This window comes from Kitasatospora sp. LaBMicrA B282 (genome assembly GCF_050325825.1).
GTDB lineage: Bacteria > Actinomycetota > Actinomycetes > Streptomycetales > Streptomycetaceae > Kitasatospora.
Genome location: NZ_JBNQTI010000061.1, coordinates 1 through 15,241, shown reverse-complemented (window position 1 = coordinate 15,241; position 15,241 = coordinate 1). Strand labels below are relative to the sequence as shown.

11 protein-coding genes are annotated in these 15,241 nt (G+C 75.5%); 5 read left to right on the top strand and 6 right to left on the bottom strand.

The genetic code is table 11. From position 1 onward, the window contains the following. Nucleotides 1-71: 71 nt before the first annotated feature. Both ACQRUO_RS18715 and ACQRUO_RS18710 read left to right on the top strand, forming a co-directional pair. Nucleotides 72-521 (top strand): hypothetical protein, encoded by a 450-nt coding sequence (locus ACQRUO_RS18715; RefSeq protein ID WP_428317099.1) that lies wholly within the window; start codon nt 72-74, stop codon nt 519-521. 129 nt (nt 522-650) lie between these two features. Beyond that, nucleotides 651-911, top strand: a complete 261-nt coding sequence (locus tag ACQRUO_RS18710) for a hypothetical protein (RefSeq protein WP_428317098.1) — start codon at nt 651-653, stop codon at nt 909-911. A 29-nt stretch (nt 912-940) separates the two neighbouring features. On the opposite strand, the gene ACQRUO_RS18705 is transcribed toward ACQRUO_RS18710, so the two are convergent. Continuing rightward, nucleotides 941-2,125: an FAD-dependent monooxygenase gene (locus tag ACQRUO_RS18705; RefSeq protein ID WP_428317097.1), complete on the bottom strand. Its 1,185-nt coding sequence runs from the start codon at nt 2,123-2,125 to the stop codon at nt 941-943. 424 nt (nt 2,126-2,549) lie between these two features. On the opposite strand from ACQRUO_RS18705, the gene ACQRUO_RS18700 reads away from it, so the two are divergent. After that, a complete protein-coding gene (locus tag ACQRUO_RS18700) occupies nt 2,550-4,196 on the top strand; it encodes an APC family permease (protein WP_428317096.1) in 1,647 nt (548 codons plus the stop codon). 114 nt (nt 4,197-4,310) lie between these two features. Here ACQRUO_RS18700 and ACQRUO_RS18695 read toward each other — a convergent pair whose 3' ends face one another. Genes ACQRUO_RS18695 through ACQRUO_RS18675 form a run of 5 tightly spaced genes read right to left on the bottom strand, consistent with a single transcriptional unit; the run spans nt 4,311 to nt 13,202 of the window. Next, nucleotides 4,311-9,083 (bottom strand): SAV_2336 N-terminal domain-related protein, encoded by a 4,773-nt coding sequence (locus ACQRUO_RS18695; protein ID WP_428317095.1) that lies wholly within the window; start codon nt 9,081-9,083, stop codon nt 4,311-4,313. 4 nt (nt 9,084-9,087) lie between these two features. After that, nucleotides 9,088-10,164 carry an AAA family ATPase gene (locus ACQRUO_RS18690; protein ID WP_428317094.1) on the bottom strand — a complete coding sequence of 359 codons (1,077 nt, stop codon included), beginning with the start codon at nt 10,162-10,164 and terminating at the stop codon, nt 9,088-9,090. 45 nt (nt 10,165-10,209) lie between these two features. Next, nucleotides 10,210-11,754 carry a hypothetical protein gene (locus tag ACQRUO_RS18685; RefSeq protein ID WP_428317093.1) on the bottom strand — a complete coding sequence of 515 codons (1,545 nt, stop codon included), beginning with the start codon at nt 11,752-11,754 and terminating at the stop codon, nt 10,210-10,212. A 6-nt stretch (nt 11,755-11,760) separates the two neighbouring features. Continuing rightward, nucleotides 11,761-12,756 carry a trypsin-like serine peptidase gene (locus ACQRUO_RS18680; RefSeq protein ID WP_428317092.1) on the bottom strand — a complete coding sequence of 332 codons (996 nt, stop codon included), beginning with the start codon at nt 12,754-12,756 and terminating at the stop codon, nt 11,761-11,763. After that, nucleotides 12,753-13,202 carry a CU044_2847 family protein gene (locus ACQRUO_RS18675; protein WP_428317091.1) on the bottom strand — a complete coding sequence of 150 codons (450 nt, stop codon included), beginning with the start codon at nt 13,200-13,202 and terminating at the stop codon, nt 12,753-12,755. Before ACQRUO_RS18675 ends, ACQRUO_RS18680 begins: the two co-directional genes overlap by 4 nt. A gap of 263 nt (nt 13,203-13,465) precedes the next feature. Here ACQRUO_RS18675 and ACQRUO_RS18670 point away from each other — a divergent pair, with 263 nt between their 5' ends. Both ACQRUO_RS18670 and ACQRUO_RS18665 read left to right on the top strand, forming a co-directional pair. Beyond that, nucleotides 13,466-14,068: a hypothetical protein gene (locus tag ACQRUO_RS18670; RefSeq protein ID WP_428317090.1), complete on the top strand. Its 603-nt coding sequence runs from the start codon at nt 13,466-13,468 to the stop codon at nt 14,066-14,068. Between the two features lie 135 nt (nt 14,069-14,203). Next, entirely contained in the window at nt 14,204-15,046 is an 843-nt protein-coding gene (locus ACQRUO_RS18665; RefSeq protein WP_428317089.1) for a DedA family protein, read from the top strand. Nucleotides 15,047-15,241 lie beyond the last annotated feature (195 nt).

Below are 15,241 nucleotides of genomic sequence, written 5' to 3'. Positions count from 1 at the left end.
TCGCGGGCGCGGTTGTGGGGATGTTGGGCATTCGGCGGTGGCGAACCACACCGGCCGGTAACCTCGACGAGGTGGACGCGAAGAAGACCGCAGCCGAACTCGCGCTGGAGGACCAGATCCGCGCGGCCGGCGCCGACGCCGCCGACGCGGAGACGGCCCGCCGCGGAGCCGCGCGGCGGATCCCCGTCCGGCAGGCACCGCAGTGGTACCGCACCGCATCCGCGACCATGCAGGCCGCACTGGCCACCGGCCGGCTGACCCACTGCGAGCACCTGGCCGGCGGCCCGCAGCCGGTGGTGCTGCTCGCCGAACGGCCCGAGCACTGGTACTGCCGCCCGTGCGCCCAGCTGGGCCGGGCCACCCGCCGCTGCCTGCACTGCGGCCGCCCCGCCGGCGGGCTGACCCCGAAGGGCGGGCACGAGGAGGTGGTCCAGGGCCCGGTGGTCACCTACTCGATGGTGCGCTGCCCGGACTGCTTCGCCCAGGACACCGAGGTCCCGTCCACCTTCCGCCAGGACTGACCCCTTCCGGCCGGGCCGGGGCCGGCCTCGGCCCGCGGCCCCGCACCGCCGCCCCTCGGACAGCGGCTCCCGCCAGTACGCCCCGCGGTGATGACGGATAGTGTCGTCAGTACCGAGGAGGTACCCGACATGATTGCTGGCCCCGCATTCTGGGACGCCGAGATCGCGGCCGCGGGCTGGACGCGCGTGACGTCCCCGCCGCCCGCGATGTTCCCCGAGACGGTCGCCCGCCCCAGCGCCTGGGGCCGCAACTTCTACACCCGCGGCGGCCAGCGCCTGGTGATGGAGTGGTCCGACCCGGTCACCCTGACCGCGGTCCTGATGAACGGCCTGGTCCAGCCGGTGGAGACCGCCGAGGACCTGGCCGCCCTGATCCGCCGCACCGGATAGCCCGGCCCCCGCTCGGCCCCGACGCCTGCTCAGCGGCGCAGCTTCAGCCCGCCGAACCCGTTGCCGCCGCCCGCCTGGAGCCACCACTCCTCCAGGGCCGCGCTGTCCATCGCGCTCCAGTCGGGCGTCTGCTCGACCAGCGCCCGGCCGAGGCTGCGGCCCAGCCGCACGGTGGCGTGGCCGACCGGGGCGCGGTCCTCGCTGTAGGCGCGCAGCCCCTGCGCCAGGGTCTCCGCGCCGGTCAGCGCCCGTTCCAGCGCGGCGGCGTCCTGCAGCGCCTTGACCGCCCCGCTGCCCGTGGGTGGGCGGGCGATCGAGGCGGCGTCGCCGAGCAGCGCGAACGGGCCGTCGGCGTAGTGCGGGATGGCCATGTCGTACATGGGCTGGATGAACCGGTCGGCCGGGGCGGTGCGGGCCACCACCTCCTGCCAGAAGGGCGGGAAGTGGCGCGCCACCAGCTCCTGCTGGTGCAGCATCAGGTCCTCGTCCACGACCCGCGGGTGGGTGCCGCCCGGGTCGGCGAAGCGCTCGGCGGGGCCGGGCGGGACCGCGTAGAGCACCCAGTTGACCATGGCGCCGCCGCCGTCGTGGCCGGGGATCCAGTAGCTGATCATGTGGCCGCCGGGGAAGGCCACGGTGGCGGCGGCGTGCGAGGGGAAGGCGTCCCGCGGCTCGGGCAGCCGCTCGACGGGCAGGGTGCCGCGCCAGGCCAGGTGCCCGCCGTAGCTGGCCGCCTCCGCCGGGAAGGTCGCGGCCCGGACCAGCGAGCGGTAGCCGTCGGCGCCGAGCACCAGGTCGAAGTGGTCCTCGGTGCCGTCCGCCAGGCGCACCAGCGCGCCGTCGCCGGAGCGCTCGACCGCGGCGACGCTCACCCCGGAGCGGTAGTCGACGCCCGCGGGGATCCGGGAGCGCAGCGCCCGCCAAAGCGGGCCCCAACTGTAGGAGCGGAACGGCATGGGCAGCACGGCCACGGTGCGCCCGGCCGGCTCGTCGCCGTCGCGCACCACCCAGGGGCGGGTGGCGAGCTGGACGAAGGGCATGCCCGCGTCGACGAAACCGGCCTCCGCCAACTCGGCGTACCGGTCGTTGTGCATCGCCAGGCCCACGCCGCGCTCCTCCAGTTGGCTGGCAGCGCGTTCGAAGACCACGACCTCCCCCGCACCGGCGCGCGCCACGGCGAGCGCGCCGGCGCACCCCGCGATGCTCCCACCCACGACGGCCACTCGCCCGCCACGCACCCTGGTCTCCCCCTCCGTCGGGTCGCGCCGGCCCACCCCCGGTCCGGCGAATCACCCAGAGTATGGCGGTGCACACGCACCGAGGGCCAGCAGGCGCGGAAGCCGCAGGTCGACGGGTGATGCGGATCACTCCGGTGCCGACCGCCACCCGGGCGATGGTCGGCGCGTTAGGCCGGTTGCCGCGGCCGCGGGGGCGGTTCCGACCGGTGTGTCCCCTGCCCCGCCGATCGACGGGGGCGCAACCGATAGTCGGATACGGAATGACAACGATCGGACAATCTGAGGTTCACCTGAGGTTTACGTCCGATTTTGTCGCCTAGTCTGCCCGGATGCCCCGGCCTGGCGGCGGCACGCCCTGTCGTGCCCCACCGGCCCGAGACGAAACGGAAGGACTGAAACGTTGAGCGCCCCCGAGCCGACAACGGCGTCCCACCAGAACTACCGCCGCTCGCTCGGCACGATCGCCCTGACCGCCGTCGGCCTCGGCTCGATCATCGGCTCCGGGTGGCTCTTCGGTGCCGAGCGCGCCGCGAAGCTGGCCGGCCCGGCCGCCATCCTCGCCTGGGTGATCGGCGCCGCCGTGGCGCTGGTGATCGCCCTCACCTACAGCGAGCTCGGCTCGATGTTCCCCAAGGCCGGCGGCATGGTCCGGTACGGGCAGTACTCGCACGGCTCGCTGGCCGGTTACCTGGCCGCCTGGGCCAACTGGATCGCCATCGTCTCGGTGATCCCCGGTGAGGCCACCGCCTCCGTGCAGTACATGAGCTCCTGGCACTTCGGCTGGGCGCACCAGCTGTACAACGGGACGGAGCTGACCGGCAGCGGTGTGGCCCTGGCCAGCGTGCTGCTGCTCGTCTACTTCGCGCTCAACTGGTTCGCGATCACGCTGTTCGCGAAGACCAACACCGCCATCACCGTCTTCAAGGTGGTCGTGCCGGTGCTGACCGCGAGCGCGCTGCTCTACTCGCACTTCGACAGCCACAACCTGACCGGCCACGGCGGCTTCGCCCCCAACGGCTGGAACTCGGTCTTCACCGCCGTCGCCACCTCCGGCATCGTCTGGGCCTACAACGGCTTCCAGTCCCCGCTGAACCTGGCCGGCGAGGCCCGCAACCCGGGCCGCTCGCTGCCGAAGGCGGTGATCAGCTCGATCCTGATCGCGCTGGTGATCTACATCGCGCTGCAGGTCGCCTTCCTCGGCGCGCTGCCGCACGACACCGTCGCCAAGGGCTGGAGCAGCCTCTCCTTCAACTCCCCGCTGGCCGACCTGGCCACCACCTGGGGCCTGAACTGGCTGGCGCTGGTGCTCTACTCGGACGCCTTCATCTCGCCCAGCGGCACCGGCATGATCTACGCCGCCACCACCTCGCGGATGATCCAGGGCGTCCAGGAGAACGGCCAGCTGCCGTCGATCTTCGGCCGGGTCGACCGCAAGACCGGCGTGCCGCGCCCGGCGCTGGTGCTGAACCTGTTCATCGCCTTCGCCTTCCTCGCCGTCTTCCGCGGCTGGGGCTCGCTGGCCTCCATCGTCTCGGTGGCCACCGTGATCTCCTACATCACCGGCCCGGTGGCCGTGATGTCGCTGCGCCGGCTGGCCCCCGACCTGCCCCGGCCGGTACGGCTGCGGGCGATGCCGGTGATCGCCCCGATCGCCATGGTCTTCGGCTCCCTGGTGCTCTACTGGGCCCGCTGGCCGCTGACCGGCAAGGTGATCATCCTGATGGCCGCCGGCCTGCCGATCTGGGCCTGGTACGAGCTGCGCAAGCCGTGGGAGGTGCTCAAGCCGCACCTCAAGGCCGGTGTCTGGATGGTCGGGTACCTGGTGGTGATGGCCGGCGTCTCGTGGGCCGGCAGCAAGCAGTACGGCGGCCAGGGCTACCTGCCGGAGGGCCTGGACCTGGTGGTCGTCGCCGCCCTCGGCCTGGCCTTCTACTACTGGGGCGTGCGCAGCGCCTGGGCCAACCCGTCGCTGGACGCGGTCCGCGCCGAGCTGGCCGCCCAGCCTGCCGCGGACGAGCCCGAGGGCGCGGTGGCCGCGCGGGTGTGACGCAGGAGGTACGCGGTGCCGGGGCCCCGCCGCCGTCCGGGAGGACGGGGGCGGGGCCTCAGCCGTCGGTGGGGACGGTGGCGTCGGTGGGGGCGGTGCCGTCGGTCGGGCGCCTCAGCCGTCGGTGGGGGCGGTCGGGCCGGCGAGGGCCAGCAGCTCGGCCTGGGACTGCTGCAAGTCCGCGACCAGGTCGGCGGGCAGGCCGTGCGGCACCTCCAGCAGGCCCGCCCAGGTGGTCGCCCACGCTGCTGCGGCCTGACGGTCCGCCCGTGCGCGGGCGCCGGCGAGGGCGGCCTGCGCGATCGGGACCAGGTTGCGGCGCTCCGCGGCCAACCACTGCAGGACCTGCTCGGGGCCGCTGAACCGACCCCGCCCCGGGGCGGGACCCCGCAGCTGTTCGACGGCGGCGCCCAGCACCTGCCGGTAGTACGCCATCAACTCGGCCCGGACCTGCTCCCGGTGGTCGTCGCCGGGACCGGCCTCCCGGCGCTCGCCCAGGTCGCCGGAGTAGCAGCGCAGCAGGCCGGAGAGCCACCAACGGTCCAGCGCGCCGTCGGTCTCGATCAGGTGGGCCTCGGCGAGTTCCGCCATCAGGTCCCGGGCCTCCCGGTGCGCGACGTCGAGCAGCACGGCCGCCACCTCGGTCGAGAGCGAGTCACCGGGATGCACCGAGAGCAGCCGGAAGAGCCGGGCCTGGCGGTGGCTGAGCAGGCGGTATGACTGGTCGAAGGCCGCCCGGACCGAGCGGTCGCCGAAGCCGAGCCGGTCCAGCCGGTGCCGGGGCTCGGCCAGCCGGTCGACCAGCTCGGCCAGGGGCCGGCCGGGGCTCGCCGACAGCAGGTCGGCGCAGATCCGCAGCGCGAGCGGCAGGCCGTCGCAGAACTCCGCGAGGTGGTCGGCGGCCGCCGGCTCGGCGGCGACCCGGACGTCGGACTCGCCGGCGGAGACGCGTAGCGCCGTCCGCAGGAACTCGACCGAGGCGGACCGGGAGAGCGACCAGAGCTCCCAGTAGTCGACCTCCAGCGGCAGCCGGTGCCGCGAGGTGAGCAGCACGACGGCGTTGGAGTCGGGCGGCAACAGCCCCGCCACCTGGGAAGCGCTGGACACGTTGTCGAAGACCAGCAGCAGCCGCCGGCGGCTCTGCGCGAAGGTCGCCAGCACCGCGTGGTAGAGGCCGCGCAGCTCGACCGCCTTCCTGGGCAGCCGCTCGGCGGGCACCCCGAGCAGGTCGAGCAGCCTGCTCATCACCTCCGCCGGCGTCGCCGGCATCACCAGGCCGGGGGACGCCACGTAACCGGCCAGGTCGACGCGGAACACGCCGCCGGGGAACCAGCCGTTCGCCGCCGCCATCGCAGCCGCCTGCACCACCAGCTCGCTCTTGCCGACCCCCGGCGGCCCGCAGACCAGCACGGGGCGCCGTGGCCCGCCCTGGTCCTGCGGTGGGGCCAGCTGGTCGAAGAGCAGGTCGAGCTCGTCGAACCGGTCCACGAAGCCCGGCACCGGCGCCAACGACCCGGTGCCCTGGCGCGGAACCCGGGCCGGGAGGAGCAGCACGGGCTGCCCATCCCGCTCCACCCGGATCATCGGCACGTCGGACGGCAGCCGCTCGGCCGTGGCGACCTCGCCGGCGACGTCCAGCAGGTGCACCGTCCGGTCGCCGTCGACCACCGCGAGCGCCGGCCGGGGGGCCAGCCCGGCCACGGCGGTCACCCCGAGCGCCGCGGCGACGGTGAACTCGTGCCGGTAGCGCGGATCGGCGAGTTCCCAGAGCCGCACGCGTCCGTTGCCGTCGACGCCGGCCAGCAACTCACCGCCCATCGACCCGGGCAGGGCGGCCAACGGGCCGGACCGGTAGCCGACGGGGTACCAGGCCAGCCCGCTGTGCGAGTCGGTGAACGGGTCGACCAGCAGCAGCGTGCCGTCCTCACCGGCCACCACGAGCAGCGAGCGGCCGTCGCGGTGGCGGACAGAGGTCATCGCCACCACCCGGTTCTGCAGGTCGCCCGGCAACCGGGTGCGCAGCAGGGCGCCGGTGGCCGGGTTCCAGAGGTCCAGCCGGCCGTAACGGGTGGCGGTGGCCAGCACCGTGGCTCCGTTCCGCTCCTGGTAGGCGGCCAGGCCCACCACCTCGGACCGGTCGAGCGGGACGGGCTCCCCCCGGCTGCCGCCGGTCTCCGGATCCCAGCAGCGCAGCCACCCGCTCGGCCCGAGCGTCGCGAGCAGCGGCCGGCCGTCGGCGGCCGGGAGGGTCGTCATCGCCGTCACCTCCTCCGGCAGTCGGAAGGAGGCGAGCTCGGTTCCGGCGCCCACCGGGTCCGGTGGGTCGTCGGCGAGCAGCTCGTCGACGACCGACCAGATCACGTCGGCCAGGCGGGTCGGGAGGCGGTCGGCGAGGTCGGGCGGGGCGCTCGGCCGTCGCTCCGTCAGCTCTGCCGCCCAGTCCGCGACGGTCAGCGGGCCGAGTTCCAGCACCGCCGCCCCCGGGATCGCCAGCCCGCCCAGCACCCCCGTGGTCACCAGCACGCAGCCGTTCGACGGCCAGGCACCCGGGCTCAGCACCGCCCAGGAGCTCGTGGACAGCTCGTCCAGGACCAGCAGCCACCCCGGCTGCCGCGCACCGAGCGCCCGCCACAGCTCCCGCAGGTCCCGCATGGGCCGGTCCACCGATCCGATCGCCGACCAGAGCCCGGCCAGCCCGCGACCCAGGTCCTCGACCCGGGTGGCCCTGATCCAGTGCACGAACGGATGGCGATCACCGTGCTCCCTGAGGTACTCCTGGATCAGCCGGCGTTTGCCCTCCCGGGGCGGGGCCTGGATCACCACCACCCCGCTCCCGCCGCTGAACGCCTCGGCCACCGCGGCCAGTTCACCCCGCCGCCCGACCAGTCGCGGCGGGTCCGGCGGGCTCAGCACCTCCGGTGGCGGGGTCAGCAGCTCGCGCCTGAGCGCCGCGCCGCCCGCGCTCCCGCCGCCACCCCCGCGCAGCCCCGCCCCGAGCCGCCGCGCCAGCTCCGCGTGCTCGCCCCCCGCACCGCCCAGCACCGCCACCGCGACCTCGGCGAAGGGCAGGCTGCGCTCCGGCAGCGCCACGCCCTCCCCCGCCGCGGCGCCCGCCGCCAGCGCCCCGAAGTCGAGGGTGCCGCCGAAGGTGGCCGCGACCCGGGCCGAGACTTTGGCCCGCACCAGCTCCAGCATCCGGACCGACTCGGTGCGGGTCAGCTCGGCGAGCAGCCCCTCGCGCACGCCGGGCCGGAAGTCGTACACCACCTCGTCGGGGTCGGCCGCCTCCACCGCCCCGCCCCGGCGGACCAGCAGGCCGGAGACGAACAGCTCGGCCAGTTCGCGCTGCCCGGACTCGGGCACCACGGCCCGCTGGACCAACCGCATCACCGGCAGACTGAGCGGGACCGCGGCCAGGTGGCAGGCCAGCCGGTAGGCCTCCGGCGAGCTGCCGGCGCGGAACCGGGCGACCCGGTCGGCAGCGGGCGGCGGCTCGTCCGCGGCCGGCCCCGGCGGCTGCGGCGGCTGCGGCGGTCTGGGCAGCCCGGCGACGGGTGCGGCCAGCATCGAGGTCCAGCCGGAGCCCCGACCCGCCGTCAACTCCACCCAGGGAGCCAGCCAGTCGGCGTCGATCTCCAGCACCGGCAGCCAGCGCACGGCCGCCCGGGCCTCGGCGCTGCGGACACCGCGTGGCAGGCCGGGCAGCGGCGCGTCGGTGCGGAAGACCGGGATCGGCCGGTCGGCCGCGGCGGCGCGGGCCTCGACCGGGACGGTGCGCAGTCCGGTCCGGTGCCACAGGCGCCGGGGCAGCACGTGCAGCGCGGCCGCCGGACGGCTGGTGGTGGCCTCGGCCAGGAAGCCGGGCAGCTGCGGGCCTCGCCAGGCGGGGCCGACACCGTCGGTGAGGACCAGCAGGATCCGCCGCCCGGTCGGATCGGCCAGGGGGCGGCGCCATCGGGCGGGCTGCGGGGCGGTGGCGGTGCGGGCCCGGTGGCGGCGGCGGAACGGGGTGAGCGCCGGCACCTCGTGATCGGTGTCCAGCGCCCAGGCGTGCACGTCCGCGAAGGCGCCGTGGCGCTCCAGCAGGGTGCGCAGTTCGCCGGCCAGCCCGTGCCAGGGCGCCATGGTGGCGCCGGTGTCCACCAGCAGGTCGACCGCGAAGCGCGGGCGGCGCGTCGGGTGCCAGTGCGGCAGCAGCAGGCCGGTCTCGGCGGTCGCCTCGGCGGTGCGCTCCTCGTCGAGTTCGTCCGTGCCGGGGGCCGGCAGCAGGCGGCGCAGTGGGCGCAGGGCGCGGCCGAGGACCAGGGTGCCGGTCAGTGCGGCGGGGCGGGTGACCCGGACCGCCTGGGCGCGGCCGCCGCCGGGGGCAGCCGGCTGCGGGTGGGCGGGCTGCGGGTCGGCGCCAGGTGGGGCGTGCAGTTCGACGCGCGGCTCGGGGGCCGGGGCGGACGCCGTTCCGACCGCTGGTGGTGCGGCGGGTGGCGTGGGGTCAGGCGCGGGCGGCTGGGCGGTCGGGCGCGCCCGGTGCCCGGGCTGCGCGGGCGGTGGCGCGGCGGGCTGGTGTGGCGTGAGACCGGCGATCCGGGCCATCCAGAGCACGTCGGCCAGGTCCTGCGGCTCGGGCCCGCCGTCGGCCGGAGCCAGCAACCGGGCCAGCGCCCCGCGCAGTTCCGCCTGGGCCGGGTCGGCTGCCCCGTCCGGCCGGTCCGCACGGCGCGAGCGCTCCGCCGGCTCGGGCTGCCCGGGCTCCGGCTGGCCGGGCTCCGGTTGCCCGGGCTCCGGTTGCCCGGGCTCCGGCTGGCCGGGCTCGGGCTGGCCGGGCTCGGGCTGGCCAGGACCCGGCTGATCCGGGTGGCCCGGCTGATCCGGCTGCTGGTCGGTCGCCATGACATCAGCTCTCGTTGAGCGGGCGCAGCAGCGCCTCGTGGATCACCCGGCGGCCGTCCTCCCCGCTCCACAGGCCGCGTTCGGCCATCAGCAGGGCGTTGAGCAGCTGGTCGTTGGCCAGTTCGGCGCCGTTCTCCCGTTGCCGGCGGAGGAATTCGGCGATCAGCTCGGTGCGGATCGACTCGGTGCCGGGATCGCTGCCGAGGTGGGCGGCGACCATGGCGGCCAGCCGTTCGGCGCTCGGCGGCTGGATCTCCAGCCGGACGCAGCGGCGCAACAGGGCGCTGGGGAACTCGCGTTCGCCGTTGCTGGTGAGGACGACCAGCGGGAACTCGCGGCAGCGGACCCGGCCGCCGCGCAGCACGGCCGTCCGGTCGGGGTCGGCGATGGCCACCTCGTGCGGGCCGGGGCCGAGCCGGAGCAGCTCCGGGATCTCGAACTCGCCCTCCTCGAAGACGTTCAGCAGGTCGTTGGGCAGGTCGATGTCGCTCTTGTCGATCTCGTCGATCAGCAGCACCCGGGGGTGCTTCCAGGGCAGTAGCGCGGTGCCGAGCGGCCCGAGCCGGAGGAACTTCCCGATCGCGGGCGCTCCGTAGCCACCCGGCAACGGCATCCGGTACCCGGGATGGCCGGTGCGCAGGCCGGCCTCGTGCAGCCGGCCGATCGCGTCGTAGCTGTAGAGGCCGTCGCGCAGGGTGGCCCGGCTGCTGATCGGCCAGCGCAGCACCGGGCCGAGCCGCAGCTCGTGGGCGACCGCGTAGGCGAGGGTGGACTTGCCGACCCCGGGCTTGCCGGTGATCAACAGCGGGCGGCGCAGGTGCAGGGCCAGGTTGACCAGCTGCACCTCGCGCTCGTCGGCCTGGTAGGCGGCGGCCTGCCGGACCCGGCCGAGGCGCCGGCCGGCCAGCCCGTCGGGCTCGTCCCGGGGCGGTGCCGGCGGCCCCGGGGTCGGCCCGGCACCGGCCTCCGCTCCCGGCCCCGCCTCACCGCCGAAGGAACGCCAGGCCGGAGCCGGCGGCAGTGCGGTGATGCCGTCGTGCGGCACGCCGGTGCCGCGGTAGATCCACCAGTGCTCGGCCATGGCCGCCACCTCACCCCTCGCTCGTCGGATCCAGCCGGTCGCTCATCAGGTCATGCCCGGAAAGGGCTCGTCGGGCACCGGGTCGACACAGTCCGGGTCGTCCCACAACAGGGTGATACCGGCTTCCGGTCGGGTTGCGTCGGCCCCGCGCTGCCTTTTTCGGAACAGGTGGACGGTCTCCGGCAGTTCGGCCAGGTGCCGGGGCCGGTGGCGGCCGAGCGCCGCCACCAGCTCGGCCCGGTGGCCGGGGGTGCGGCGCCAGACCAGCACCGGCACACCGTCCAGGAAGAGCGCGTCGTCCAGGTCCTTCCGGGCCCCGGGGGCGAGCTCGTCGTAGGGGATCTCCAGGCCCAGGCAGGCCAGCCCCGGCCGGTCGGCCAACCAGTCGGCGAGGTCGGGGGCGTGCTCGCCGGCCAGCGCCGGCCAGCCGATGCCGGACAGCACCGTCTCCGGCGGCTCCGGCTCGACGGCCGGACCGCCCGGCGGGCACTGCAGCCACGCGCGCAGCTCGGCCCAGCGCTGCCGCCAGTCCGCCCGGTCCAACCAGGCGTCCAGGTAGCGCTCCAGGGAGCGGATGACCACGGGGTGGCTGCGGCCGAGCGGCTGGGCGGCGGTGCCGGGGCACCACAGTTCGCCGGCGTGGCCGAACAGCGCGTGCGGCAGCAGGAACTCGATCCGGACCGGCCCGCCGGCCGCCCGGCGCAGCGCGCCGGTCAGCTCCGGCCAGTCGGCCAGCCAGGCGCTGCCGGCCTCGACCAGCTCGGCCCGGGTGAGCGAGTGCGCCCGGCTGCGCCAGCCGAGCCGCTCCAACGGCCCGCCGTCCAGCGCCTGGTGGTAGTAGCCGGCCTGGACCCGGAAGCGGTCGGCCTCCAGGTGCTCGGGCGACTCGCTCTCCAGCCGGATCTGGATGATCAGACGGGTGGCGGTCGCCACGGCGTCCGGCGGCGGGCCCGGCTGCGCGCGGTGCCGGCGGAGCAGCCGGTGCACCTCCGGGAGGTCACCGCGCGCCGTGGGGTCGAGATCGCCGACCAGCGCGGTCAGGAAGTCCAGCAGCGGGGCGGCCCGGGGTCGTTCGCGGGTGTCGAGCAGCCGGGCCAGCAGGTCGGGCAGGATCTCCTGACCGGTGAGCAGGCCCAGTCCCGCGGTGTCGCGCGGCAGCTGGGCGTCCGGCAGGGCGGCCGTGGGCCGGCTGCGCAGTTCGGCGAGCACCGGAAGCAGCTCGGTCTCGGGCAGCACGGCGTCGGGTGCCAGCGCCAGCCGGACCGGCTCCAGCCAACCGGCCGACCGGTCGTGCGGATGCAGCTCGCGCAGCACCTCGCTCAGCGTCCGCAGGGCGGCGAAGGGGTCGCGGTGGCTGCCGAGGGTGTGCAACAGCTTCCGCAGGTGCGGGTCGGCCGCCGGCTCCTCCGGGACGTGCGCGTCCAGGCCCCAGGTCGCCGACCGGCGGCCCAGCGCGCTCACCAGGTCGTGGCGGACCTGCAGCCGGGTCATCCCGTCCACCCCGAGCAGCACCGTCAGCAGCAGCGCCTCGCCCGCCGTGGACCAGGGCTGCCCCGCCTGCCCGCCGACGCCCGGCGGTACCTCGGCCATGCCCGGCTACCCGGCTTCCGGGTCCCCGACGGCCCGCCCGACCAGCTCGCGCAACCGCTCCAGGGCTGCGTCGTAGGGGGCGAGTTCGCCCAGCGCGGCGGCCAGGGCGCGCAGGGCCGCCCGCTCGTCGCGGTAGTGACGGCAGCGTTGCACGATGCGGTGCAGGTGCTCGCGCGCGTCGCCCCGCTCCTCGGCCTCGAAGGCGGCCGGCAGGCCGAGCCGGGCGCCCATCGCCTCGAGCAGGTCGAAGCGGCCGGCGCTGCGGCGCAGTTGCGGGAAGGCCAGCAGGGCGGTGACCAGCTCGGCATCCGTCGGCGGAGGCAGCGGGGACGGCGGGGACGGCGGGAACGGTTGCAGTGGAGGTGCTGGGGGCACCCGGGGCGCGACCGCCTCGCCCAGGAAGGCGGCCAGCGCGCCGATCGGCACGTACCAGCCGCCCTGTTCCTGCTCGTAGGAGCGGCTGCCCTTGAGCACCCCGTACACCAGGCCGTCCGCGCCGGCCAGCAGGCTGCCGCTGAGTCCCTGGCGGACCCCGTCGCCCTGGACCCGGACGAACTCGCCGGCCCGGCCGACCACGCGCAGCGCCAGGGTGTCGGGACGGGCGCCCGGGGAGGGGGTGAAGGTGGAGTAGCCGAGCGCGGTCAACGCGGCGCCGGTCTCGGCCTCGACGGCGGCGAGCGGGGCGACCGGGTGGCCGGTCCAGCCGGGCATGGCGAGGGTGGCGAGGTCGGGGAAGGGGTGGAAGCCGGTGCCGTCGCCGACCGCCGGGTCGACCCGGATCGCCGCGGGCTCGACCGGGTGCGCACCCGACTCGTGACGGATCGTCAGGCCGGCTGCCGGATCGGCTCTTCGGGCGAGCAGCACGACGTGGGCGGCGGTGACCGCCAGCCCGGGCGCCACCAGGAAGCCGCTGCCGTGGAAGGCGCCGGCCAGGGTCTCGATCCGGACCGTGCACCGGTGCAACTCCTCGGCCGCGGCCCGCCCGAGCCGCGCGCCGGTCACTCGGCGGCAGCCGGCGTGGACACGGCCGTGGCGGGCACTCCCGCACTCGCGGCCCGCTCGCGGCGGGCCGCGAGGTCCCAGGAGAGCCGCACCTTGAGCGAGGCCTCGCTGCCGGCCTCGGCGATCACGCCGACCAGGTGACCGGACTTGACGGCCAGCTTCAGCCCGAACTCCACCTCGAAGGCGTCGGGCGCCCCGGCCACCGCACTCTGCGCGATGGTCTCGGCCGCCCAGCGACCCACCCCCTGCACGGTCTCCCGTACCTGGTCGAGGGTCAGCGCGACCGCCGAGCCGATCTCGCCGGCGGCCCGCCGCGCACCGGAGCCCAACCCGACGTCCCCGAAGGCCGGCTGCTGCTCGGCCTGCTGCCCGAAGCCCAGCTCGCCGATGATCTCGGCCTGCACGGTCGTCCCGTCACCCAGCTCGATCGCCATCGTTTCGGCCACGAGTTCCCCTCCCCAGCCCCACCCGACAGGCCGTCAGAATACCTGCCGGGAACGGGAACCAAGACTGGTCCGACGATTCGCCCCGCCCCACCGGCGGGCGCTGCACCCAAGGCCTCGGGACCCTCCCCCACCCGGGGGAGCGGGTCCGCCGTGCGGCGGAGGTCGCAGGTGGCGGCCGGCTGCGAGCTTTGCTCCAGCACCGGGCGCAGCCGCCGCCCGCACGGACGATCCGTCCACCACCGCGACCCATCGGAGGACCCACCATGACCAAGCAGCGCACTGCGCTCGGTCTCGCCCTGGTCACCGCCGCCTGCCTCGGCCCCGCCACGGCCGCCTCGGCCGCATCCGCCGGCACCGCCCCGGCCCACGGGTCGGCCCACGGCCCGGTGCGCCTGGCCGGCTTCGCCCGCCTCGATCCGCGCACCCCCACGCCCGACACCTCCGACCGCCTCACCCTGGCCGTGGACGCACGCACCGACCGGGCGGCCGACCCCGCCTCGGGGCGCGGGCACGCCACCATCCAGCACCTGTTCCGCAATCCGGACGGCAGTTGGCAGGGCACGGTCCGGATCGACGTCAGCATCGACTGCCTGACCACCAGCGGCCCCACCGCCACCGTGACCGGCACCGTCGACTCGCTCACCTTCACCGTCCCCCCGGGTCAGCAGCAGCCACCGCGGGCCGCCGCCGGATGGCACCCGGAGACCGGCTTCACCTTCTCTCTCGGCGGACCGGAGGCCGGCCGGATCGGCTGGACGGGCACGCCCGACTACCGGGACCCGAGCGCCCCGCCGGTGGCCACCCGCTGCCGGGCCACGCCGCCGACGTTCTACCTGGTGAACGGCGGGTTCGCGGTCTCCCGCTGAGCCCCACGCCCCGGGTGCACCCCGCCTGCGCCGGCCACACCGGTGACCCTCGGTGACTAAATCAATACTCCAGCCCCGCTTGATCCGGCCGGTCTACTCTGAATTGAGAGATCACACAGCCGGTGGGGGTGAGGAATGATCTCGGCGCTCGACATCACCAGCGGCTCCTCGTTGCTTGCCGCCTACGGCGCCCTCGCGGTGCTGTTGGTGACATTCGTCGAGGCCGGGCTGCTGGTGGTCGGATTCTTCGTACCGGGCGACACACTGCTCTTCCCGGCCGGAGTGCTCTGTGCCGCGGCCCCGGCCGCGTCCACGCACCACGGGCCGTACCTCAGCCTCTGGCAGGTGCTGCTCGCGGCGGCGGCCGGCTCGCTGGGGGGCACCCAGCTGGGGTTCCTGATCGGCCGGCACGGCGGTGAGGCGCTGCTGGCCCGCAGCCACAGCGTGCGCTTGAAGGGCGTGCTGGCGCGGGCGGAGGAGTTGCTGGGGCACTACGGACAGCGGAAGGCGATCGTGCTCGCACGCTTCGTGCCGATGGTCCGCTCGGTGCTCGGACCGCTGGCCGGCGCGCTGCGGGTGCCGACGCGCACCTTCACCGCCTGGCAGGTGATCGGCGGGCTGCTCTGGACCCAGAGCACCATCCTGGCCGGTTACGCGTTGGGGCGTTCGGTGCCCGGGATCGAGGACTACCTGCTGCCGATGGTGGCGGCGGTGGCGGTGCTCTCGGTACTGCCGGCGTTCTTCTCCCGGCGCCGCAAGCAGCCCGCGCCCGCTGCACAGCCGCCCCGGACGCCGCCGGCCCGGACCGACGACCAGCACCCGGACGACCAGCACCCGAGCCACCGGCCGGCGGGCAACCGGCCCCCGGACGACCTGCGCCCGGATGACCGGCACCCGGATGAGCTGCACCCGAGCGGTGCGGTCCGCGAGGCCGGCGCCGTGCGCGAGGCGCGGCAACCGGTGTCGCACCACCGGTAGTACGGCACGAAGATGCCCGAAGGGGCCCGGCGACGGTGTGTCGCGGGGCCCCTTCGGGTGTGTGCGGGGTGCTGATCGGGGGTGATCAGTAGTTGTTGTGGATCTGCCAGTAGGCCCAGGCCTGGTTCGGGCTGCCGTAGCGGGAGTTCATGTAGTCGTAGGCCCACTTGATCTGGGTGGTGGGGTTGGTCTGCC

Coding starts and splice junctions, on each gene's coding strand:
- ACQRUO_RS18695 (WP_428317095.1), bottom strand. CDS start 9,083: ATGGCGACCGACCAGCAGCCGGATCAGCCGGGCCACCCGGATCAGCCG.
- ACQRUO_RS18685 (WP_428317093.1), bottom strand. CDS start 11,754: ATGGCCGAGGTACCGCCGGGCGTCGGCGGGCAGGCGGGGCAGCCCTGG.
- ACQRUO_RS18710 (WP_428317098.1), top strand. CDS start 651: ATGATTGCTGGCCCCGCATTCTGGGACGCCGAGATCGCGGCCGCGGGC.
- ACQRUO_RS18670 (WP_428317090.1), top strand. CDS start 13,466: ATGACCAAGCAGCGCACTGCGCTCGGTCTCGCCCTGGTCACCGCCGCC.
- ACQRUO_RS18665 (WP_428317089.1), top strand. CDS start 14,204: ATGATCTCGGCGCTCGACATCACCAGCGGCTCCTCGTTGCTTGCCGCC.
- ACQRUO_RS18690 (WP_428317094.1), bottom strand. CDS start 10,164: ATGGCCGAGCACTGGTGGATCTACCGCGGCACCGGCGTGCCGCACGAC.